This is a genomic window from Hymenobacter sp. CRA2, from assembly GCF_002007105.1.
GTDB lineage: Bacteria > Bacteroidota > Bacteroidia > Cytophagales > Hymenobacteraceae > Solirubrum.
The window spans coordinates 188,099-210,272 of the sequence record NZ_MVBC01000001.1; the positions used below are offsets into that span (position 1 = coordinate 188,099).

Below are 22,174 nucleotides of genomic sequence, written 5' to 3' on the forward strand. Positions count from 1 at the left end.
CCGAAGGGCCATGCTTGCCGCCACACCAAACGCCTGGCGCTGGCTTCGGCCATCTTACTTATATAACCAAAATATTCATCGACGATAACCTAAACGCATTTTTCTGCTTGCCTATTCATTACCTTTCAGCCTTAAGCGCCGGGCTACGAACGAAGGCTTTTAAAAAATTTACGAAAAAGTTCGTAAGCTTCGAATCAATTACGAATCACTTCGTATATATTTACCCTACGAAGATATTCGTAAGCATAATCAGCTACCGCCGTGACCAATATCCCCAAACCGACCGAGGCCGAACTGGCTATCCTACAGGTACTCTGGCAGCGCGGTCCGGCCAACGTCCGGCTGATCAACGAGCAGCTCAGCCAGCAGCGCGAGGTGGGCTACACCACCACCCTGAAGTGGCTGCAGCTCATGCTGGACAAGGGACTAGTGCTGCGCGACGAAAGCGTTTGGCCCCACATCTACCGAGCCGCGGTGCGCGAGGAAGATACCCAGGCCCAGCTGCTCGATCGGCTAGCCGAATCGGCGTTTGGCGGCTCGGCTTTCAAGCTGGTACTGCGGGCCCTGGGCCGCAATCAGAATACCCGCGAGGAACTGGACCAGATTCAGGCGCTGCTCAATCAAGCTACTCCTATCCCCCCTACCCCCAACTCCGATGAACGTGCTTGAAGATGTACTCCCCCCCGCTCTGCTCCGAGCCCTGGGCTACACCCTGCTGCACTCGCTCTGGCAAGGCGCACTGATAGGACTGGCAGCGGCTCTGCTCCTGATGGTGCTGCAGCGCCACACGGCGGCCGTTCGGTACTGGGTAGCGGCGGGCGCCCTGACCTGCCTGCTGGCCCTGACTACCGCAACGGGTGCCTGGTACTACACAACGGCGCCGACTCTGACGGCCCCGCACCCGGCTCAGACTGAGGCGCAGGCCGCGCCCCACGCCGCGCCGGTACTTGCCGAGGTAACCTCTCAGCCTACGAAAAACCCGTTTTCTAACCTGTTGCAGGTGGGGGCCATTTACGCCGAGCAACATCTGCCCCTGCTGGTAACAGCCTGGCTGCTGGGGATGCTGGCTATGCTGCTCCGCTTGCTGGCGAGCTTGGCCTACGTGCAGCGCCTGCGCCATTACCGCGTGGCCGCGTTGCCGGCCCCCTGGCAAGAGCGCCTTGAGACACTGACCGAGCGGGCCGGCCTCCAACACCGGGTGCAGTTGCTGGCCTCGGCACTGGTGCCCTCGCCCATGGTGGTTGGCCTGTTTCGTCCCATTATCCTGCTGCCCCTGGGGCTGGCCACGGGGCTGCCCCGCCCCCAGCTGGAAATGATTCTGGCCCATGAAATTGCCCACGTGCTGCGGCGTGACTACCTGTTCAATCTTCTGCAGTCGGTGACCGAAACCATTTTCTTTTACCACCCGGCCGTGTGGTACCTAGCCGCAGCCCTGCGCACCGAGCGCGAAAACTGCTGCGACGACATTGCCACGCACCTCTACGGCGACGCCCGACTCCTGGCACAGGCCCTATCGGCCGTGGCCGAACTGCAGTACACCACTCAGCATGCCCGCACCCGCACGCCGCGCCTGGCCATGGCAGCCCTGGGTCCCGATGGCTCGCTATTGGGCCGGGTGCGCCGGCTGGTGCAGCACGCGCCCGCCATGCCCACCTTCGCGGAAGGCTTTGCCGCGGCCGTGGTGCTGATAGTCGGGGCCGGCCTGGTGGTGGGCAGCGCCGTTTTTTGCTTCGGGGAGCCCAGCCAACCGGCGCAGGAGCCTGCTACACACACACCGGCCTTAGCCGCGGGCCAGTCGTTTGGCAAGGAATGGCCGGCGGGCGCTCCGCGTACCTCCCAAGGAGCACGGGATAGTACAGACCAAGTGGCACAGGCCGCCGCGCGCAGCGCAGTTGCCGCCAAACCGGCTGCAGCCGGTACCAGTGCAACATCCCCGGACCCATGGGCCATACGCCAGCAGCAGCTTGCTCTTCTGAAAGAAATACAAGCCGACCCCAAGCTCCGCGCCAGCACCGGCCAAGCCACCCTGGTCTTTCAGGGCAAAAGCTTGGCTATCAACGGCCATCCGCAGCCGGCAGCAGTAGCAGCCCGCTACCGCCGACTGCTCCACGTCCCGCACAACCCAGCCACCGGCAAAGTCAGCGGGGTAGCGCAAATAATCATTACCGACGCCCATTAGGCCAGTTTCTGCTCAGTTCTTCTCTCACCCAGTAGGCAGAATTCCCCTCTTCGCCACGCTTGCTGCGCCCGGATTTACCGGTCGCCTGGCTCCGCACTGCCTACTCCATCTTTCCCGCTATGAATAGCTTAACCTTCTCCCCCCGAATGCAGCCGTTAGCTCGTTTGCTACTGGTTTGTTGCTGGCTGGGCTGCACCCTGACCGCTTGGGCCCAAGGCCCGGCGCGTGTCACCGGTGTCTTGCTGAACGCCGATGGCGCTCCGGTCGAATTTGCGACGGTTACCCTTCACCACGTAAAGGACTCATCCGTCGTCAAGTCCGAATTTAGCAACGAAAAAGGTGCTTTCGAACTGCAAGCCCCGTCGGGCGGCCCCTACCTGGTGTCGGCGGCGCAAGTAGGGTTCGTACGCTACTGGAGTGCCCCGTTTGACCTGCCCGCGGCGGGTCTGGCGCTGCCCTCCGTAACGCTGCGCACCAGCGCAGCCACGGTGCTGAAAGAAGTAACCGTGCTGGGCCAGAAACCGCTGTTTGAGCGCCAGGCCGACCGCACGGTGGTAAACGTGGAAAGCTCGCCGCTGGCCGCTGGCAACACGGCGCTGGATGTGCTGTCCCGCTCGCCAGGCGTCACCGTCGACGGCAGCGACAACCTGGCCCTGCGGGGCAAGCAGGGCCTGCTGGTCATCATCGACGGCAAACGCCAGCCCATGACGGGCACCGAGCTGGCCGATTACCTGCGCACCCTGCCGGCCGAGCAGCTGAAAAGCATCGAACTGATAACCAACCCGCCCGCCAGCTACGACGCGCAAGGCACGGCCGGCATCATTGCCATCAACCTGAAGCAGGACCAGCGCCGGGGCGCCAATGGTAGCGTAAACCTGGGTTACGGGCGCGGTAAGTTTGGTCGCCTGACGGCTGGCACTACGCTTAACTACCGCCGGGACAAGCTTAACGCGTTTGGCTCCTATACGTACGCCGACCGCGGCAACTACCTGCGTCTGAACAACAACCGCGCATTCTACGAGCAAGGCCGCCGGGCCGGTGGCAGCACGCAGGAAGACTACACCGCCATTAGCTCCTGGACCCAGAACTGGAAGGCCGGTGTGGACTATAACTTCACGGACCGGACGACGCTCGGCGCCGAACTCACCGGCCAGGCTGCGTTGAGCAAGGGCAAGGGCACCAACGCGGTGACTTTGCTGGACGCCGATGGCGGCGCCATTCGCACGCTGGTATCGGATGCGTACCGCAACGCCAAAACGCCCAACCTGACGGCCAACCTCAACCTGCGACACGCGTTTGCCGACTCCAGCAACAGCCGCGCCCTGACGGCGGATGCCAACTACGCGAGCTACCGCCTCAGCCGGCAGCAAGGCCTGGCCTCGCTGCTCGATACCGGCTCGGCGCCACGCCAGCTTCTCAGCGACCAGACCGGGCACCTGACCTTGTTTACTGGCCAGGTAGATTATGCGCATCCACTGCTGCATCGCCGGCTGCTCTCGGGTGGGGTCAAAACCAGCCACGTGGAGTCCGACAACGATGCCCTGTTTCTGCAGACGGCCGACGGCGTGACGGTGGTGGATACCGACCAGACCAACCGGTTCCGCTACAACGAGACGATTCAGGCCGCGTACGTCAGTTTTCAGCAGACGGGCACCCGCGCCACCTGGCAGGCAGGCCTGCGCGGCGAGCATACCACCGCGCGCGGCGTGCAGGATGTCGGCAATCAGCGCTTCGACCGCAAGTACTTTCAGCTCTTCCCGAGTGCTTCGCTCAAGTATGCCTTCAGCACCAAGCACGAGCTGACGCTGGCCCTGAGCCGCCGTCTCGACCGGCCCGGCTACGACCAACTCAACCCGTTCCGGGTGTACCTCAACGCCACCACTTACCGCTCGGGCAACTCGGCCCTGCTCCCGCAGACGAGCTACAATGCCGAGCTGACGCACACGTACCTGCAGAAATACACCGTCGGGCTGAGCTACAGCAATATGCACCACCCGATTATCATCGTGGTGCAGCCCGCCACGGCCACGAGCCGCCTCATCCTGGCCCGCCCCGTCAATCTCACCACCCAGCACTACGCCGCCCTCACGCTGACTGCGCCCATCGAGCCGTGCAAGGGGTGGTCGATCTACAACAACGTCGTGTTCTACTACAGCCGCTTCACTGGTGAGCTGGCGGGCACCGCTCTGGACCGTGCCAAGCCGTCTGTCAACCTGAGCAGCACGCACACCGTGGCGCTGGGTGAGGGCTGGAGCTTCGACCTGAGCGCGACCTACCAGTCGCCGGAAGTCTACGGCTTCATTACCTCCCGCGCCAACGGCGACGTCACCGCCGGCTTGCAGAAAAGCCTGTGGAAAGGACTGGGTACCCTCAAGCTCAACGTGACCGACATCTTTTACACCAACCGCAATATTGCCACGTCTACCTACGACAACTACGTGGAAAACTTTACCCAGCGCCGCGATTCGCGGGTCGGCACGGTCTCGTTCAGCTACCGCTTCGGCGGCAGCCAGACGTCGTCCCGGTCACGCACCGATACCGCCGAAGAGGAAAAGCGCCGCGTAGGCAGCGGCCAGTAAACCGCTGCTCCGGCAGTTCATAGATCTAGCGCCCGGCGTTCTGCTTCATGGAACGCCGGGCGCTAGACCGTTTTGGGCAGATCTGACGGCCGCCGCGGGTGCTTAGTAAGCATTAGAATTGTCTCTTACGCCGATCTGCTACAACTCAATGCTGGGCGCGGCGGCGCTTTTTCCCTCTCCCTACAGCAACCACGAATGCAGCCCCGACAGCAGACCGCTCAGCTTGTCGCGCATGATACGTAGCGCCTTGCCCATCTGGTTCTCCACGGTTTTGGGCGCTACTTCCAGGGCCTCGGCAATCTGCTGGTAGCTCAAGCCCTCCTGCCGGCTCATCAAAAACACGGCCCGGCACTGCGGCGGCAACGCTTCCAAGGCCTCAGCCACCAGCTGTTCCGCTTCCTGCCCGTCGAGGTGCTCGGCGGTGGTGTCGCGCGCGGGCTCGGGCACGGCAGCCTCGTCCCAGCTTACCTGCCGCTTGCGGCGCTCGGCGTGGCGCAGCGCAGCATTCATGGCCGCGCGGTAGAGGTAGGCTTTGTAGGTGGTGCTGATGACGAGCGTTTCGCGGTGGTTCCAGATGCGCATGAACACGTCCTGCAGCAGGTCCTCGGCCACAGCGCGGTCCTGCACCACCCGAAAAATCACGCCCGCCAGCGGCCGGTAGTAGTGCTTGAATAAAGCCTGCATAAAAGCCTCACCGTCCCCGCCGCGCTGCAGCTCCGCCAGGCGGACTTCAAGGGCATCCAGGGTATCGACTTCGGGCATAACGACGGCAGCAAGCACCACAGCAACACCCCAATAGGTAGTTTGGCGCGGCGTAAAGCTACGGAAGATACCGTTTCGGCTATGCTTTATCGAAGGCAGAATTGCATAGGCCAGCCGCCGGTTTTATTGAGCGCACTGGCTCCTTCCCCATCTTATCAGCTTGCCCAGCATCAGTTGCCCGAACCGGTTTTACCCGGCGGGCACTTCCTCCTTCACGTCGTGCAGGCGGCGCAGGTGGGGCGCCAGCAAGGCCGTGGCCCCGACCACCACCATGGTCATCACGCCGCCAAATACCACCGAGGGCACCGTGCCCAGCAACCGGGCCATGGCACCCGATTCAAACGCGCCCAGCTCGTTTGAGGAGCCGATAAAGATGTTATTCACCGCCGACACGCGGCCCTTCATGTACTCGGGCGTGAAGGTGTGAATCAGCGTCGAGCGCACGATTACCGACACGGAGTCGAACACGCCGGTCATAAACAGCAAGAACAGCGACAGGTAGAAGTTGGTGGACAAGGCAAAGAGCACTGTGGCCAAGCCGAAGCCGGCTACCGCCCACAGCAGCTTCCGCCCGACGCGGTGGCGCAGCGGAAAGTACGTCAGCGCCACAGCCATCAGCACCGAACCCACGGCCGGCGCGGCTTCCAGGTGCCCCAGGCCTTCGGCCCCTACTTTCAGGATCTTCACCGCGAAAATCGGCAGCAGGGCCACCGCCCCACCAAAGAGCACCGCGAACATATCCAGCGACAGCGCCGCCAGCACCAGTTGGTTGCTAAAGATGAAGCGCAAGCCGCTGAGCACGCTTTCTTTCAGCCCCAGCTTCTGGCCTTCTATGGGTGGCAGCGGGCGTCCCTTGATGCTCACAAACTGTAGCAGAGCTATCAGCAACAGCCCCGAGGCCACGGTGTAGGAGTTGGCCACGTCGATGGCCGCCACCAGGTAGCCGCCGATGGCCGGCCCGAGCACTGCCGAGGCCTGGTATGTGGTGCTGTTCCAGGTAATGGCGTTGGGCAGCCGCTCCCGGTCGGGCAGCAGTTGCGGCATAAAGGAAAACAGCGCCGGCCCCAGGAACCCACGCGCAATGCCGCTCACAAAAATCACCGCGTACAGCGGCCACGTGTACAGCGACGACTTGGCCAGCAGCGGCAGCCCCACCGGCGAAGCGAGTACCCACAACGCCACCGCGCACAGCAGCAGCACCGCCACCGCGGCCACGATAATATTCTTGCGCCGCACCGAATCGGCCACGTGCCCCGCGTACAGCGACACCCCGATGCTCGGCACGGCCTCGGCCAGCCCGATCAGCCCCAGCGCCAACGGGTCGTTGGTCAGGTGCAGAATCTGCCAGCTCACTACCAGCCCCTGAATGCGGGTGGCTACCACAAAGCACACGCGGGCTGATATCAGGCGGCGGAACTCGGGTAGGCGTAGCGCGGCATAGGGGTCGTGGCGGGGCGTGGGCGCGGCGGATTCGGCAGTACTCATAGGAAGCCTCTAACGAAAGTCGGGCGCAAAGGTAACCCGCACCCCGGGCCCGCTCCTGCGTGCTTTACCCCGGTGTTATTTCTTGGGTGTCCGGCTCCAGTCGGGCTTGCCAGGCATGCTATGTTTTCGTATCATTGTTAAGAGCCCATTACCGCCTCTGCTTCCGCCGGGTCGTTACGTTCCCCGCCGGCGTTTCTGCTTCTCCGCTGCTCTTTGCCAGCCGCAGCGGCCTGCTCACCTTCCCGCTTCCGCATCAGCTGTTTCCGGGTTCTTCGTTGAATTTGGTCAGCCTGCCAAACCGCCCGCCACGGTCGTTCGGCTTCTTCACCGGGTTATTGGTCTTACCAGGTCGCGCTTCGTTTCGCCAGCGCCGTGCTACCGCTTGCTGCCTTTGCATGAGCACTGTTCTACCCGAATTCCTCGATTTATCGTTTCGCGACGACCTCGGCCTGCTCTTTGGGCGCTGGCTCCGTGGCACGGACGACGCCGAAGTACGCCAAGGCTACGAGGCCGCGCTGTCGGTGGCCGTGACGCGCCAGGCCCGCTACTGGCTGCTGGACATGCGCCGCCGCGGCCCGGCCAGCAACACGGCCATGCGCTGGGTTATCGATGCATTTCTGCCGCGTCTGGTTGGCTGCCTGCACGCGCGCATCTACCTAGCTTATCTGCTCTCCCCCTCGCACCTAAGTGCCATGACACCACCCGCTTACGCCCCCGCCACGCCGCTGGCTCACTGCGACATTCGTATGTTTTCCGACGAATTCTCGGCCCTACAATGGCTCACCGCGTGTCACCAACAGGAAAACGCAGCTACTGTAGTATCGTCCCACCGCTCCTAGTGCCTGCGCCGGCTGGGCCGAGCAACGGCTACCGGCACGGCTGCGTATTCCGGCTGACGCCGCGGCGCCTACCTTCCGCCGCGGTGCTCTGCTGCCATGCGCCGTTTCCTGCTCACCCTGATCCTGCTCGCTTCTGCCCTGCTCACGTACGCCCAATCGACGGCCTACAGCCTGAAAGACGGCGCCTTTCGGGAAAGCGGCGTGGTGATGCGCCTGCAAGCGGGCCAGGCACGGCGCCTGGAGGGCCCCCTGACGCTGAACGACGGCTCCGTGATGAACCCCACCGGCATCCTGGTGCGCAAAGACGGCACCCGCCAGCTGCTGCCCAATGGCCAGGCCGTAAACATGCAGGGCGTGGTCGTGAATCTGCGCGACGACATGCAATCGGCCCAGGCTATTGAGCAGCGCAACCGGCAAGTAGCGGGCGGACGCGGCGAAATCAGCATTACCACCGGCGGCAGCACCGTCTCCACCGCTACGGCCGAGCAGCTGCGGCAACTAGAGCGGCGCGTGGCCCTGCTGCAGAAGCTCACCGACCGCCTCGCCGACCGCACCTCGCAGGCGGTGGGCAACGCGCCCGGCACTAGCGGTTTAGACGAGCAATTACGAGCGTTGGAAGCTCAACGCTGAGGTTGCCAGCACGATTATTGTTCCTGCTTTGCCCGCCCTTTGGCGGGCTTTTTTATGGCCGAGCTTCAAGGCCTAAAAAAATATTGTCGTTAACTGGGCGGTACCCGTTGCATTGGACGTAGCAGAATTCTACATTTGGTCACTGCGATAATTCATCCGCTCTTCACTTCCTGATCTTTTTCACGGCAACCTGCACAATATGGCCTAAAGCTCTACGTTCCCCTAACCGTAGCCTTTATGGAAACCATGCAGCCGAGCGACTCCGCGTTGATATCGCTCTACATTGCCGGCAAGGAAGAAGCCTTCGCCCTGTTGCTCACCCGCCACAAGCGCCGGGTCTTCACCACGATCATGCTGATTGTGAAAGACCCCATCGTGGCCGAAGACCTGCTGCAGGATGCGTTCATCAAAGCGGTGCACACGATGAAGAGCGGACGGTATAATGAAGAGGGGAAATTTTCGTCGTGGATCTGCCGTATTGCCCACAACTTAGCCATCGACTTTTTCCGGCGCCAGAAGCGCAACCCCCAGTTTAACCTCGACGCCACGGGTCACGCGTTCAACTCGTTGTCGTTGTCGGAGGAAAGTGTAGACATGACTCTCTCGCGGGAGGAAACCTACAGCCGCCTTCGGGAGTTAATACAGGAGTTGCCGGCCGCGCAAAAGGAAGTGCTCATCATGCGTCACTACGGCGACATGAGCTTCCAGGAAATTGCCGACGCAACGGGGGTGAGCATCAACACGGCGCTGGGCCGCATGCGCTACGCGCTCATCAACTTGCGGAAGAAAATGGCCGCCCAACCTGTTTTCTATGATCAAAACCTTTACCCACGAGACCCTGCTCCGGTATGTGTACAACGAGCTGCCAGCTAAGGAGCAACAGAACATAGAGCAGGCCCTGCTGCACGACGCCGATTTGGCGGCCCGCTGCGCCGACCTGCTGGAGGCCCAGCGCTACCTTGATGCGCTGCAGCCCGGCCCCTCGGACCGCGCCGTACAGAACATTCTGCAGTACTCCCGCACTTTCCTGCGCCCGGCCTAAAAAGCCGCCGCACCTTCAGAGCGAATGATTGCCCGCCCAGCCGGATATTTGTCGGCTGGTTGCGGGCTGTCATTCGCTCGCTTGTTTCCATAAGCTCCGCTGTTATGCGCCTCGCCGAACGGTTTCGCCGCTTTCTGGCCTACTTCACCGACAACTTTCCCGCGCCCGAAACCGAGCTGCACTACGGCAGCCCGTACGAGCTGCTCGTGGCCGTGGTGCTCAGCGCCCAGTGCACCGACAAGCGGGTCAATATGATTACCCCGAAGCTGTTCGAGCAGTTTCCCACGCCGCAGCACCTAGCCGCTGCTTCGGCCGAGGAGGTATTCCCGTTTATCCGTAGCGTCTCCTACCCCAACAACAAAGCCAAGCACTTGGCGGGGCTGGGTAAGATGCTGGTGGAACGCTTCAACGGCGAAGTACCCGACCGGCTGGAAGACCTGCAGCTGCTGCCCGGCGTGGGCCGCAAGACGGCCAACGTTATCGTGTCGGTCATCTATAACCAACCCGCTATGGCCGTGGACACGCACGTCTTCCGCGTATCGCACCGCCTGGGGCTGGTGCCGCGCACGGCCACCACGCCGCTGGCGGTGGAAAAGGCCCTGGTGAAATACACGCCCGAGGAGCTCATTCCGAAGGCGCATCACTGGCTGATTCTGCACGGGCGCTACATCTGCGTGGCGCGCAACCCCAAATGCATGGAGTGCCCGCTGACGGACTTCTGCAAGTACTACAACGACAAAGTACGCCCGAGCCTGGAGCCTGTGGTGGCGCCGGTTTAGCCGGCCGCCTGCTCCAGCACTCGTTCCACCACGGCCGCTATCTGCCGGCGGTCGAATTCGGCCGCGGCTACCTGTTGGCCCCGGGCGCCGGCCTCGCGTAGTATCGCGGGCTCAGCGAGTACTTCGCCCAGCTTCCGGGCCAGGGCATCGGCATCGTCGGCGGGCACGTACCAGCCGCAGCGGTGCTGCTCCACCCAGGTCTTGGTCCACCCTTGGTTCGTGACGATGACCGGCGTGCCTACGGCCAGGCTGTCGTAGAACTTGGCCGGCGAGTTGGCGTCGAGTACGGGCAGGCCCATAAAGGGCGCCACGGATACATCGGCCAGCCGGAACCAGGCGAATACCCGGTGGCGCGGCTGCGGCTCGATGAGACGGATGAACGGGTGAGCGGCCGCCGCCTGCTGCAGCAACTCGTCGTAAAAGCCGTGACCCATAAAGCACCAGACCACGTCGGGATACTGCTCGGCCAGGCGCACGGCGGCGGCTACCAGCATCGGAATGCTGTTGGCGCGGCCGAAGGTGCCGGCGTACAGCACCACGCGCCGGCCGCGCAGGCCTTGGCCGGTACGCAGCGCTTCTACTTGCTGCTCGGTAGCCTGGGCGGCTAAGTCGAAGTCGGTACCGTTGAGCACAGTGGTCAGCTTCTCGCCGGCAATACCGAGTTGGCGCACGTAGGCCGTCATATCCGGCGACAAAGGCAGGATGTGCCGGGCCGAGCGGTACAGGCCATGCTCCAGGGCGTAGAGGCTACGCTGGGCCAGCGGGTTGGGCACGGCGCCCATGGCAATGGGAAACGACGGCCACAGATCCTGCACTTCGAACACCCACGGCACCCGCCGCAATCGGGCGACCTGTGCAGCGGCCCAGGCTGCCGTCAGCGGCGTGCTGATACCCCACACCACGTCGGGCCGGGCGATGCGTAGGCCTTGCCGCACGGCGTACGCTACGTACTTGGAAAAGGCCCAGCCGCGCGCGGCCACGCCCATGCGGTTGTGGTAAGGGATATCAGCTGCCAGCATTTCCACGCCCGCCGGCAACCACGGGTACTCGTGCGTCAGCCGTTGCCGCTCCCAGGTATTGGTCGTAATCAGCGTAACCCGGTGCCGCCGGGCCATGTGCGCCAGCAGCGAATAATGCCGGCTGGTCGCGGGGCAGTCCGGGTTGGTGTGGTACTGACTGAAAACGGCAATGTGCATGGGCAGGTGAATTGGTGAAATGGTGACATAGTGAAATGGTGAGTTTGGCTCTAGAACTCAGAACATCAAACTCACCATTTCACTATGTCACTACCTCACTACTTGGGCCGGGGGCGGTAGCGCGAGTCGCTGAGGATGCGCTGCGGGTCTTTGTTCGCCATGAGCTGGGCCAGCGTCACGTTGGGGTGCTCGGCCATGTACTTGCGCACAATCTGCCAGCCAATCCAGTTGCCCACCCGGCCCGGGCAGGTTTTGTCGATTTCGGGCACGTTGGGCCGCTCGCCCACGTACTTCTGAATCTGAAAAGGATTGGTGGTGTACAGCAGATTGCGCTGCAGAAAATGCCCCCAGATTTTGGCCTCGTTGTAGTTGACGTTCTGCAGGTCCTTGGCCGGAAAGCCGATCAGCAACGAATCATCGGTGCAGGGCAAGGTCTTCTCGGCGAAGTAAAGGGCCTTACCGTTCTGAATCATCTCCGCCAGCATCGTGGTATTGGTCAGCTTCTTCTGGTTGTACTTGCTCGATACGGCTTCGGCTACGCGCGGCATCACGTACTCCGGCTGGTAGCGGCGCAGCAGGTAATTAGGGGCGTTGGGCCGGTACACGGCCTTGGGCCCCACGAAGAAGTCGGTGCTGATGACCAGCAGGCTGTCGTTGGCGAAGATGTCCTGACTCAGGCCGCTGACGAAGGTGGCGGTTTGGGGCACCTTGAAGTCAGGAAAGTAGTAGCGCACGTGCTGAAAGAAGCGCTGCAGTTCACCCTGCCACTGCTCGGTGTTCTGAAAGGTGCTGTCGGCTTGCCGCCCGAGCTGCTGCAGGCCGGGGTTGGTAGACAGCTTCAGCAGCGTTTGCTGGAGCATGGCGTCGGAGGGGTATTTGCCGCGCTGCAGGAAGTAGCGCGCAAATACCGGCTGCGCATCCAGAAAGCGCTGCGCATCAGCGGGCGTCTTGATCTGGAAGAAGGGATTTTCCAGCCGCTGCAGCGTCACCGGCGCTTTCACGGCGGCTACTTCCGGCGACATTTCGCACTTCTGGTCACGGTTGCAGGCCGACTGGCCCAGCAGCAAAGTAGCCAGCACCGCAGTGCTCAGCCAAGGGCGCAAACGCGGAAAGGGCATGGTAGGTGGCGGGGGGCTTCTATATTTAGGGCGAAATTAGCCAAAACACGGGCGCGCCCGTATCCGGCTTGGCATCAGCAACGCACGGCGCCGCCCAAGCGTGTCATCTCCTATGAAAAAAGCCTTACTCGCGCTGGCCCTCGTTACGGGCGGCGCCGTCACCACGGCCTCGGCCCAGGTAGAAATCGGTCTGAAAGTCTCGCCTAGCATCAGCAGCCTGGCAGCTTCCTCACCCTCTCAGTACAACTTCGACAAAGACGGCGGCTTGGCCAACATCGGCGGCGGCCTGGTAGTCGACTACTTTTTCGGCCAAAACTACGCCTTCAGCACCGGGCTGCAGCTGACCGGCAAAGGTGGTACCATTACGTACAACGAGCCGGCTATTGCGGGTAACCCGCTGCTCAAGCAGAAAGTCCGCCTTCAGTACGTGGAGGTACCCGTGACGGTGAAGCTCTTCACCAACGAGGTGGCGACCGACGTAAAGGTGTACTTCCAGGTCGGTGGGGTACTCAGCGGCCTGACCGGCGGCCGCATCAACGGCGAAAAGTATTTCACCGACTTCAACAACGAGCAGAAACGCTCCCGCAGCCACTTCCTGTTCGCCGATGCGGGCCTGCTCGGCGGCACCGGTGTCGAATACCAGCTCGGCCAAAGCACCAAGGTATTTGCCGGCATATCGTACCACCACGGCCTGCTCAACGTCGACCGGTTTTTCGACAACACGCGCAAGTACAAGGACGTGAGCATCAAGAACCGGGAAGTTGCCCTGGACCTGGGCTTGAAGTTCTAGCAGTAGCAGTACAGGTTCTTGGCCTTACCACCATTTACCTGTTGCTCAATACCGACACGGCGCCCCCACCGTTCCAGAAGCGTGAACAGTGGGGGCGCCGTGGTTTTTATTCAGCTCACGAAGCGGGCGGCAGCTAGTCGTCCGATTCGTCGTCGCGGTCCTGCAGGCTGTTGATTTCGGCTGCGCGGCTGTGCAGCTCGATTTCCTCGCCCCGCTCGTCGTGGATGCGGTAGTCGGTGAGGCCCAAGGAGGTATCCTTCACCACTTTCACCCACTTGTAATACTTCATGTACCACTTCATCTGCTTGCTTACCAAGCCTTTGGTGTAGTACGCGTGCAGGAAGGGGTGCACGTACAAGGTCAGGCCGGAGTGGTTCTGGTTTACCAGCAGCTCGTCGATGCTGAAGTCGATTTCGTCGGTAACCAGAATCGAAGCGGTAATCTTGCCCGTGCCGCCGCAGGTGGGGCACACCTCCGTGGTGGTAATGTTCTGCTCGGGCCGCACGCGCTGCCGCGTGATTTGCAGCAGGCCGAACTTGGTGATGGGCAGGATGGTGAACTTGGCCCGGTCGCGGGCCATGATCTGCTGCACCGTGTCCTCCACCTTCTTGCGGCTGTCGGCCGAGCGCATGTCGATGAAGTCGACCACCACGATGCCGCCCATGTCGCGCAGGCGCAGCTGCCGGGCTACTTCCTTCGCCGCCGCCAGATTGACCATCAGCGCAGTGGCTTCCTGGTCGCTCTGCTGGTTGCTCTTGTTGCCCGAGTTTACGTCGATGACGTGCAGGGCCTCGGTATGCTCGATGACGAGGTAGCCGCCGCCGGGCACAGTCACCGTCTTGCCGAAGAGTGTTTTGAGCTGCTTTTCGATGTCGAACTGCTCAAAAATCTTCGTCTTGCCGGTGTACAGTTTCAGCAGATCCAGCCGGTCGGGCGCAATCTGCTGCAGGTAGCTGCGCAGCTCCTCGTACATGGGCTGCGAGTCGACGTGAATAGCGTCGAACGAGTCGCTGAGCATGTCGCGCAGCATGGAGGAGGTGCGGCCCAGCTCGCCCAGCACCTTGTCGTTCGGCTTGGCCGTGCGCAGATTCTGGTAGAGCTGCTCCCACATGGCCACCATGTTGGTCATGTCGCGGTCCAGCTCGGCCACGTCGCGGCCCTCGGCCACGGTGCGGATAATCACGCCGAAGCCGTCGGGCTTAATCGACGCAATCAGGCGCTTGAGCCGGTCACGCTCCGTCCGGCTCACGATTTTCTTCGACACCGAGATAGTGTCGGAAAACGGGATGAGCACGAGGTAGCGGCCGGCCATCGACAGGTCGGAAGACAGGCGCGGCCCCTTGGTCGAAATCGGCTCCTTGACAATCTGCACGAGCAGCTGCTGGCCTTTTTTGACGATGTCGGCCATCTTGCCGACTTTCTCAAGGGCCGCATCGCGCGGAAAACCCTTCAGGTGCGCTACGGGCGCTTTGCCGCCGTGCACCAGCCGGGTCCACTTGGCCAGGGTCTGGAATTGCTCGCCCAGGTCGCCGTAATGCAGGAAGGCGTCCTTCTGATACCCGATATCAATAAACGCGGCGTTCAGGCCGGGCATCACCTTCTTGACGGTGCCCAGAAAGATGTCGCCCACCGCGTAGTTGGTGTCGTTGCGGTCGAAGTGATACTCGATCAGCCGCTTGTCCTGAAGCAGGGCAATCCGCTCGCCTTCCTGAGTCGAATTAATGATTAACTCGTTACTCAATGGAGTTCGGGGTTAGCCGGCTGTCCGAACGTGTAAAACTAGTAGTCAATAAGTTAACCCTCGCATAAGCCAAGAAGGGAAGCCAGCGCCGAGGCACTAGCTTCCCCCTATTCAGTTCCACGGGGAGAACGTAACCACAAAGCCACGCCCGGGAGTCGGCGGGGTGAAACATAGGGCGTACGATGGCTCACAGCCAAGGCGTTAGCGCCCAGCAAACCCCCGCGGGCTTACTTCTTCTTGTGACGGTTCTTGCGCAGACGCTTCTTCCGCTTGTGGGTGGCAATCTTGTGGCGCTTTCTCTTTTTACCGCAGGGCATGAGTTAGAGTGGTTAAGGGTTGGGTTGATTGATTTCTTAGAAACCCGCCCGTCATGCTAAGCCCACCGGGCTTGGCATGACGGACTGAGGTTCCTCACTGAAGCTTTTGAAGTTCTTCGTTGACCGAAGTCAGCAGGCCAGGGTCCGCACTCAGGCTTTTGGTCTTGAGAAACGCTTGCTTGGCTTGCTCTTTTTTCCCGCTTTGTGCCAAGGATACGCCCAAGTAGAACTGTCCGTTCACATTCTTGGGATTTACCTTCACCAATTCTTCGAAACGTTCTACTGCCTTGTCGGGCTGGTTGCTCTGCAGCGCCAGAATGCCCAGGTTGTAGATGGCCTTTTCGTTTTTGGGGTCGGCGGCCAGCACCTCGCGCAGCATCATGATGCCGGAGACGGGGTTGTCGCTGGCCATCAAGGCCATGCCCATGTTGGTTTTGGCGTCGAGGTTTTGCGGGTTCTGCTTGAGCACCTTCTCGTACAGCTCGCGCGTTTTGGCGCTCAGCAGCTTGGCACGCGCCTCCGTAGCCGCGAAGCTGTAAGCTTCGAAGTACTGGTCGGCAGCGCGCTTCCAGGTCTGTTCGCCCGGCCGTACCAGGGCCACCTGCTCAAAGTAATAGCCGGCGCTGTCGAAGCGCTGCACCTTCTGGTACTGCTTCGCCAGGTCGTTGGCTAAGGAGAGCTTGGCAGGCCCTTCGGCGGTCTGATACCGGGCCACGAGCTTGTTAAGCTCCTGTCGTTGCTCGGGCGAGGCCATGGTGTGGGGCTGCTCCGGCGTAGTGCCGGTGCTGGCCGGTACCGGGCCCGACGAAGCCTCGGCCTTGGAGCCGTTGGTCTGCGGTCCGCCGCCGTCACGCGTGGCGGTAGCGGCAGCATCACGGGCGGCTTCGCCCTTACCTTCCTTTGGCTTCATCACCCCTTTCGGCAGCAAAAACAGCCCAGCCACCACAGCGGCGGCGAGGATGAGAATCAGGAGCTGGGGGGAAGCAAAAGAGCGGCTGGTAGCCATACGCGGAAGAAAAAGGCGGCCGCCGGGCTGCTGCTTTCGGGGCAGACCAGCACGGCGGCGGCCGGCAAGTTTACGAAGAACCGAGCGGTTTCAAGCTTAGGCTTGTACCGGCTGCTCTTTTACCTTCTTGCTGTTTTTGATCTTGCTGATGAAGGTTTTCGAGGGTTTGAAGCTCGGGATGAAGTGCTCGTCGATGATAATCGACGTGTTTTTCGAAATGTTACGGGCTACTTTCCGGGCCCGCTTCTTGTTTACGAAGCTACCGAAGCCACGCACGTAGATGTTGCTGCCGTTGGCCATCGAATCCTTCACCACTTTGAAAAAAGCCTCAACGGTTGCAGACACGTCGGTTTTCTCAATGCCGGTCTTCTCGGCAATCTCGGCAATTACTTCTGCTTTGGTCACTGTATTAGGAACCTGAAAAGTGAAAAAAAGTATGGGCAAAAAGCTTTCAAAATCCCGTAAGCCCTTGCCCGGTAGGCATTTCGGGGCACAAAGGTAGCCCCGATTTTTGGTTTTACAAATGTAATTGCCAAATACCGTGAAGGGAGCAATTACAAAGCAATATATTCACAATCAACAAGTTGACCAACTCTTCGCCGCAATCCGCTCATCCTTTCTTTGCCCAGTCCTTATTGGACTGGTACCCGAGGCACCGCCGCGACCTGCCTTGGCGCCATACCCAGGACCCGTACGCTATCTGGCTGTCAGAAATCATTTTACAGCAAACGCGGGTGCAGCAGGGTCTGCCCTACTACCAGCGTTTTCTGGCGGCCTACCCCACCGTACAGGACCTCGCCGCTGCGCCCGAACAAGAGGTATTGCGCCTCTGGCAGGGCCTGGGCTACTACTCCCGGGCCCGCAACATGCGCCATACTGCCCAGCAGATCGTGGATGAGCACGGCGGGCAGTTTCCGCAGCGGTATGCCGAGCTGGTGAAGCTGCGCGGTATTGGGCCGTATACGGCGGCCGCCATTGCTTCCTTTGCTTTTGGGGAGCGGGTAGCCGTCCTCGACGGCAACGTGTACCGGGTGCTGAGCCGCGTGTTCGGCATCACCACGGACATTGCCCAGCCTTCGGCCCGCAAGGAGTTTCAGAGCTTGGCCGATCAGCTGATTTCGCCCGATAACCCGGCCGACTACAACCAGGCCATCATGGAGTTCGGAGCCATTCAGTGCACGCCGGTGAACCCGGATTGCCTGTTTTGCCCGGTGCGGGAGCAGTGCTTCGCGTTTCAGCACGGCATGGTACAGCAGTTGCCGGTGAAGTCCAAAGCCAAGGCGGCCCGCACCCGCTACTTCCACTACTTCGTGCTGCGGCACGGGGAGCAGGTATATCTGCGCCAGCGGGCGGGCAAGGACATCTGGCAGAGCCTGTACGACTTTCACCTGCTGGAAACACCGGAAGCGGTGCTGCCAGCTAAAGCCATGGCTACGGAACTGGAGCAGCTTGGCGCTCAACTGGACACGAGCAGGGTAAGCGAACCTGCGGCGGCTATGCGTCACACCCTGAGTCATCAGAAAGTTGAGGCTTTGTTTCACGAGCTTTGGCTCGCTGCGCCACTAGCGGCCTCGTCACGTGAAACCGCTGGTTTAGAGCCCTATACCGCTGATCAGCTCGATGAACTGCCCAAGCCCGTTATTATCACCAACTACTTGTCAGACAAAGGAATACTTTAATGCTAAATAATTTGGAATTGTGCGTCTTTATTTAGTTATTGTATAGCAATTCAAGCCTTATTCCTCCATTCTTAACCACAAACGAAGACACCATGTCGAGCGTAAACAAAGTCATTCTCATTGGCAACCTGGGCACTGATCCAGAAGTACGTCACCTGGAAAGCGGCGCGGCCGTGGCGCAGTTCCGCCTGGCTACCAATGAATTCTATAAAGACAAGCAAGGTAACCGCGTTGAGCGTACGGAGTGGCACAACATCGTAGCTTGGCGCGGCCTGGCCGAAATGGTCGAGAAGTACGTGAAGAAAGGCCAATCCATTTACGTGGAAGGCAAGATTCGCACGCGCCAGTACCAGGACAAGGACCAGCAGACGCGCTACGTCACCGAAATCGTGGCTGATGAAATCACGATGCTGGGTGGCGGCCGCGCCCAGGGCGACCAGTCCGGTACTCAGCAGAGCGGCGCCCAAACTGCGCCGGCCGAGCAAAAGACCTTCCGCCAGGAAGCCGAGCTGAACGAACTGCCGTTCTAATTTAGCTGTTCATGGGCCAGTGCCGCCCCGGTCACGTGTTGGCCGGGGCGGTTTTGTTTGCCTCGCGCCGCGCGGAACGGCTTGGTGCCGATTTCCGGCTAATTTTGGCTTATCACCTCACCCCCGCTTGCCTGTGCTTCGCTCCTGCTGTGCGCTGCTGGTAGCTGGTTTGCTGCTTTCGGGCTGCAACTCGGCGCCCGACTACACGCCCAAACCCAAAGGCTACAACCGCATCGACCTGCCGCCGCACGTCTACCAGCAGCTGGCGCCGGGGCACCCTTATCGGTTTGAGTACTCGAAGTACGCCCGCATCCTGCGCGACTCTTCGTACCTGGCGCAGCCGCACTGGATCAACGTGAACTACCCCAAGCTGCACGCCAACGTGCAGATTACCTACACGAACATTGCCGGCAACCCCAAGCTCTTCAACAAAATGCTGGAGGACGCGCGCAAGCTCACGGGCAAGCACCAGATCAAAGCCACGGCCATCGAAGAAAACACGCTAAAGACGCCGGATGGGAGGAAGGTGGCCGTGTTTGAGCTGAGCGGCGACGTACCCAGCCAGTTTCAGTTCTACACCACGGACTCGACCAAGCACTTTTTTCGCGGGGCGCTGTACTTCCGCACGGCCGTAGCCAACGACTCCCTGGCGCCGGTTATCGACTACGTGAAAGAGGACATCGTGCACCTGGTCAACACGCTTAAGTATCAGTAGGCCTTGATGGTCAAATGGCTAAACTGTTCAATGGCTGGTCGTTCAAATCCTAACCGAACAATCATCAATTCAGCAATTTAACCATTTAACAATCTAACCCTTGAGTAGCTTTTTCAACACCAAGATTGCCCTGCTCCGCGGCATGGACACGCGGCGGGCCGACGTGCTGGCTAAGGAGCTGAACCTGTTCACCTACGGCGACCTGGTGCAGTTTTATCCGTTCCGCTACCTCGACCGCACGCAGTTTTACAACGTGGTGGACCTGCACGACGACCTGCCGATGGTGCAGGTAAAGGCAACGGTGCGCACCAAGGAGCTGCTGGGCGAAGGCCGCAAGCAACGCCTGGTGGCCCAAGCGCAGGACGAGAGCGGACACGTGGAGCTGGTGTGGTTTAAGGGCGTGAAGTGGTTCGAGAAGTGGGTGAAGAACCACCAGGAGTACATCATCTTCGGCAAGCCGACGCTGTTCAACGGCAAGCCGCAGATTGCGCACCCGGAGCTGGAAGAAGTATCGGAGCAGAAACCGGGCACTTCGTTTCTGCAGCCGGTGTATTCCAGCACCGACAAGCTGCGCAACTTCAACCTCGACAGCAAAGGCATAGCCCGGCTCACGGCGCAGGTGCTCAAACTGTGCGCTCCGCACTTCCACGAGACGTTGTCGCCGGAATTGATTCAGCGCTACGCCCTCATGCCCAAGGCGGAGGCCATGCAGCAGATTCACTTCCCGCAGAGTACCGATCTGCTGCAGGCAGCGCGCTTCCGGCTGAAGTTTGAGGAGCTGTTCTACGTGCAGCTCAAGCTGCTGCGGCAGCGCACCGTGCGTAAGGTGGAGCTGGCCGGGCAGATCTTCGATAAGGTGCCCACGCTCACGCACTTCTATAAGAACGTGCTGCCCTTCGACCTGACGATGGCGCAGAAGCGGGTTATCCACGAAATCTACAAGGACTTCTGCGCGGGCAAGCAGATGAACCGTCTGCTGCAGGGCGACGTGGGCTCCGGCAAGACCATCGTGGCCTTTATTGCCATGCTCATTGCCGCTGACAACGGCGCGCAGTCCTGCCTGATGGCCCCGACGGAAATCCTCGCCGACCAGCATTACGAGGGTCTGAAGAAGTTCGCCGACATGCTCGGCCTCAAGATCGGGTTGCTGACCGGCTCGACGCGCACGGCCGCTCGGCGGGTGCTGCACGAGCAGTTGCGCTCAGGCGAGCTGCACATGCTGGTGGGCACGCACGCGCTGCTGGAAGACGTGGTGCAGTTCAAGAACCTGGGCCTGACTATTATGGACGAGCAGCACCGCTTCGGGGTGGCTCAGCGCTCCAAGCTCTGGCAGAAGAATCCCAACGTGATTCCGCACGTGCTGGTGATGACGGCTACGCCCATCCCGCGCACCTTGGCCATGACGCTCTACGGCGACCTGGACGTGTCGGTCATCGACGAGCTGCCGGCCGGCCGCAAGCCTATCGTGACGGTACACCGCTTCGATGCCAACCGCCTGAAGGTGTTCGAGTTCATGCGGCAGGAAATCCGCAAGGGCCGGCAGTGCTACGTGGTGTACCCGCTCATCGAGGAAAGCGAGGCCATGGCCGACTACAAGGACTTGATGGACGGCTTCGAGAGCGTGTCGCGGGCGTTTCCCGAATACCACGTCAGTATCGTGCACGGGCGCATGACGGGCGGAGAAAAGGATGCCGAGATGCAGCGCTTCGTCAAAAATGAGTCGCAGATTATGGTGGCTACTACCGTGATTGAGGTGGGTGTGAATGTACCCAATGCCTCGGTAATGGTCATTGAGTCGTCGGAACGGTTCGGCCTTTCGCAGCTGCATCAGTTGCGGGGCCGGGTGGGCCGCGGCGCCGACCAGAGCTACTGCATCCTGATGTCGGGCTACAAGCTGAGCAAGGACACGCGCACGCGTCTGGAAACGATGGTGCGCACCAACAACGGCTTCGAAATTGCCGACATCGACCTGAAACTGCGCGGGCCGGGCGACTTAATGGGCACCCAGCAAAGCGGGGTGCTGGACCTGCTGGTGGCCGATCTGGCCAAGGATGGCAAGATCCTGGCCGAGTCGCGGGCAGCGGCGCAGGAAATACTCAACGAGGATCCGGATTTGAGCAAGCCGGAAAATCAAAATATCCGCCGACACATCGAGTCGTTGCCGGCATCGGCGGTTAACTGGAGCCGAATTAGCTAACAATAGGGCATAAAAAAACGGCTGTATAAGCCGTTCAGCAGTCTAGTTGAGCGAGACTGGGTTCGTCTTTCGAGCGTACTCGTCGGCAACGGTGGAAGAAGCAGGTGCCTGCTTGTAGTTCACGTGCTGCACGAAGAACGACTGCATAGACTCTACGTGGCGCTGCACTGGCTGCTGCGTGCTGCCAACAACCGAAATGCGGGCTTGATCTTTTACTTGCTTGCCGACTACGACCAGAGCGGTCAGGAGGATGAATTGTAATAAAGACTTCATGGTGAAAGAACATTCGGTGGAGAAGCGGCCTGCCGTATCAAACAACAAGCCAGGATTTCTGCTGGGCCCGGCTGGCGCAGCTAGCTAAGCCCAGTGGCGTGGGCTTTGCGCACAGAAATCAGCTAGAGGGGGCTGGAAAGGCAATATCTGTGCACAAAATTATCAATTATATACAAATCAGCAAGTTTTTCGACTACTGACCTGTATGCTTTTGCCTGACAAAGAAAACGCAGGTGGATGCGCAACGGATGAATTTTGGCGTTATGAAAGCGTGAACTTTCGTTTGCTGAACTCACCCAGCGGGGCCTTTACGCGAA

The 22,174-nt window shown here is 60.7% G+C and carries 21 protein-coding genes; 13 read left to right on the plus strand and 8 right to left on the minus strand.

The genetic code is table 11. From position 1 onward, the window contains the following. The first annotated feature begins 261 nt into the window (after positions 1-261). The 3 genes from B0919_RS00630 to B0919_RS00640 all read left to right on the plus strand — a co-directional run bounded on the left by B0919_RS00630 (position 262) and on the right by B0919_RS00640 (position 4,758). A complete protein-coding gene (locus B0919_RS00630; RefSeq protein ID WP_317043874.1) occupies positions 262-669 on the plus strand; it encodes a BlaI/MecI/CopY family transcriptional regulator in 408 nt (135 codons plus the stop codon). Continuing rightward, positions 656-2,179, plus strand: a complete 1,524-nt coding sequence (locus B0919_RS00635; protein WP_078010259.1) for a M56 family metallopeptidase — start codon at positions 656-658, stop codon at positions 2,177-2,179. Before B0919_RS00630 ends, B0919_RS00635 begins: the two co-directional genes overlap by 14 nt. A 239-nt stretch (positions 2,180-2,418) precedes the next feature. Next, a complete protein-coding gene (locus tag B0919_RS00640) occupies positions 2,419-4,758 on the plus strand; it encodes a TonB-dependent receptor domain-containing protein (protein ID WP_254846435.1) in 2,340 nt (779 codons plus the stop codon). Between the two features lie 180 nt (positions 4,759-4,938). On the opposite strand, the gene B0919_RS00645 is transcribed toward B0919_RS00640, so the two are convergent. Together B0919_RS00645 and B0919_RS00650 are read right to left on the minus strand one after the other, a co-directional pair. Then, positions 4,939-5,520, minus strand: a complete 582-nt coding sequence (locus B0919_RS00645) for an RNA polymerase sigma-70 factor (protein ID WP_078010260.1) — start codon at positions 5,518-5,520, stop codon at positions 4,939-4,941. Positions 5,521-5,709: 189 nt separating this feature from the next. After that, complete coding sequence (locus tag B0919_RS00650) at positions 5,710-7,005, minus strand: MFS transporter (RefSeq protein WP_078010261.1); 1,296 nt, start codon at positions 7,003-7,005, stop codon at positions 5,710-5,712. A 395-nt stretch (positions 7,006-7,400) separates the two neighbouring features. Between B0919_RS00650 and B0919_RS00655 the strand changes: the two genes are divergently transcribed. From B0919_RS00655 to nth, 5 genes are all read left to right on the plus strand, one after another. Further along, entirely contained in the window at positions 7,401-7,844 is a 444-nt protein-coding gene (locus B0919_RS00655; protein WP_078010262.1) for a hypothetical protein, read from the plus strand. 96 nt (positions 7,845-7,940) lie between these two features. Beyond that, a complete protein-coding gene (locus tag B0919_RS00660; protein WP_078010263.1) occupies positions 7,941-8,474 on the plus strand; it encodes a DUF6799 domain-containing protein in 534 nt (177 codons plus the stop codon). 237 nt (positions 8,475-8,711) lie between these two features. Beyond that, positions 8,712-9,347, plus strand: coding sequence for an RNA polymerase sigma factor (locus tag B0919_RS00665; RefSeq protein ID WP_078010264.1), 636 nt, complete (start codon positions 8,712-8,714; stop codon positions 9,345-9,347). Continuing rightward, on the plus strand, positions 9,286-9,516 hold the full coding sequence (locus B0919_RS00670; RefSeq protein WP_254846436.1) for a hypothetical protein: 231 nt from the start codon (positions 9,286-9,288) through the stop codon (positions 9,514-9,516). Before B0919_RS00665 ends, B0919_RS00670 begins: the two co-directional genes overlap by 62 nt. Positions 9,517-9,620: 104 nt before the next feature. Further along, on the plus strand, positions 9,621-10,295 hold the full coding sequence (gene nth / locus B0919_RS00675) for an endonuclease III (RefSeq protein ID WP_078010266.1): 675 nt from the start codon (positions 9,621-9,623) through the stop codon (positions 10,293-10,295). Here the strand turns inward: nth and B0919_RS00680 are convergent. Together B0919_RS00680 and B0919_RS00685 are read right to left on the minus strand one after the other, a co-directional pair. Continuing rightward, positions 10,292-11,491 (minus strand): glycosyltransferase family 4 protein, encoded by a 1,200-nt coding sequence (locus B0919_RS00680; RefSeq protein WP_078010267.1) that lies wholly within the window; start codon positions 11,489-11,491, stop codon positions 10,292-10,294. The genes nth and B0919_RS00680 overlap by 4 nt on opposite strands. Positions 11,492-11,589: 98 nt before the next feature. Continuing rightward, entirely contained in the window at positions 11,590-12,609 is a 1,020-nt protein-coding gene (locus tag B0919_RS00685; protein ID WP_139361812.1) for a gliding motility lipoprotein GldB, read from the minus strand. A gap of 112 nt (positions 12,610-12,721) precedes the next feature. Between B0919_RS00685 and B0919_RS00690 the strand changes: the two genes are divergently transcribed. Next, a complete protein-coding gene (locus B0919_RS00690) occupies positions 12,722-13,399 on the plus strand; it encodes a porin family protein (protein WP_078010269.1) in 678 nt (225 codons plus the stop codon). Between the two features lie 133 nt (positions 13,400-13,532). On the opposite strand, the gene B0919_RS00695 is transcribed toward B0919_RS00690, so the two are convergent. The 3 genes from B0919_RS00695 to B0919_RS00705 all read right to left on the minus strand — a co-directional run bounded on the left by B0919_RS00695 (position 13,533) and on the right by B0919_RS00705 (position 16,901). Next, positions 13,533-15,140 carry a ribonuclease E/G gene (locus B0919_RS00695; protein WP_078010270.1) on the minus strand — a complete coding sequence of 536 codons (1,608 nt, stop codon included), beginning with the start codon at positions 15,138-15,140 and terminating at the stop codon, positions 13,533-13,535. A gap of 411 nt (positions 15,141-15,551) precedes the next feature. Then, positions 15,552-16,463: a tetratricopeptide repeat protein gene (locus B0919_RS00700; RefSeq protein ID WP_254846437.1), complete on the minus strand. Its 912-nt coding sequence runs from the start codon at positions 16,461-16,463 to the stop codon at positions 15,552-15,554. Between the two features lie 96 nt (positions 16,464-16,559). Next, complete coding sequence (locus tag B0919_RS00705; RefSeq protein ID WP_227762932.1) at positions 16,560-16,901, minus strand: HU family DNA-binding protein; 342 nt, start codon at positions 16,899-16,901, stop codon at positions 16,560-16,562. A gap of 146 nt (positions 16,902-17,047) precedes the next feature. On the opposite strand from B0919_RS00705, the gene mutY reads away from it, so the two are divergent. From mutY to recG, 4 genes are all read left to right on the plus strand, one after another. Continuing rightward, positions 17,048-18,142 carry an A/G-specific adenine glycosylase gene (gene mutY, locus B0919_RS00710; protein WP_254846438.1) on the plus strand — a complete coding sequence of 365 codons (1,095 nt, stop codon included), beginning with the start codon at positions 17,048-17,050 and terminating at the stop codon, positions 18,140-18,142. A gap of 92 nt (positions 18,143-18,234) precedes the next feature. Beyond that, positions 18,235-18,672, plus strand: a complete 438-nt coding sequence (locus B0919_RS00715) for a single-stranded DNA-binding protein (protein ID WP_078010273.1) — start codon at positions 18,235-18,237, stop codon at positions 18,670-18,672. Between the two features lie 133 nt (positions 18,673-18,805). Further along, a complete protein-coding gene (gene gldD / locus B0919_RS00720; protein WP_139361813.1) occupies positions 18,806-19,387 on the plus strand; it encodes a gliding motility lipoprotein GldD in 582 nt (193 codons plus the stop codon). A gap of 100 nt (positions 19,388-19,487) precedes the next feature. Next, positions 19,488-21,584 carry an ATP-dependent DNA helicase RecG gene (gene recG / locus B0919_RS00725; protein WP_078010274.1) on the plus strand — a complete coding sequence of 699 codons (2,097 nt, stop codon included), beginning with the start codon at positions 19,488-19,490 and terminating at the stop codon, positions 21,582-21,584. Positions 21,585-21,626: 42 nt separating this feature from the next. Here recG and B0919_RS00730 read toward each other — a convergent pair whose 3' ends face one another. Then, the gene (locus tag B0919_RS00730) at positions 21,627-21,857 is read right to left on the minus strand and encodes a hypothetical protein (protein WP_078010275.1); all 231 of its coding nucleotides are present in this window, start codon (positions 21,855-21,857) and stop codon (positions 21,627-21,629) included. Positions 21,858-22,174: the final 317 nt, after the last annotated feature.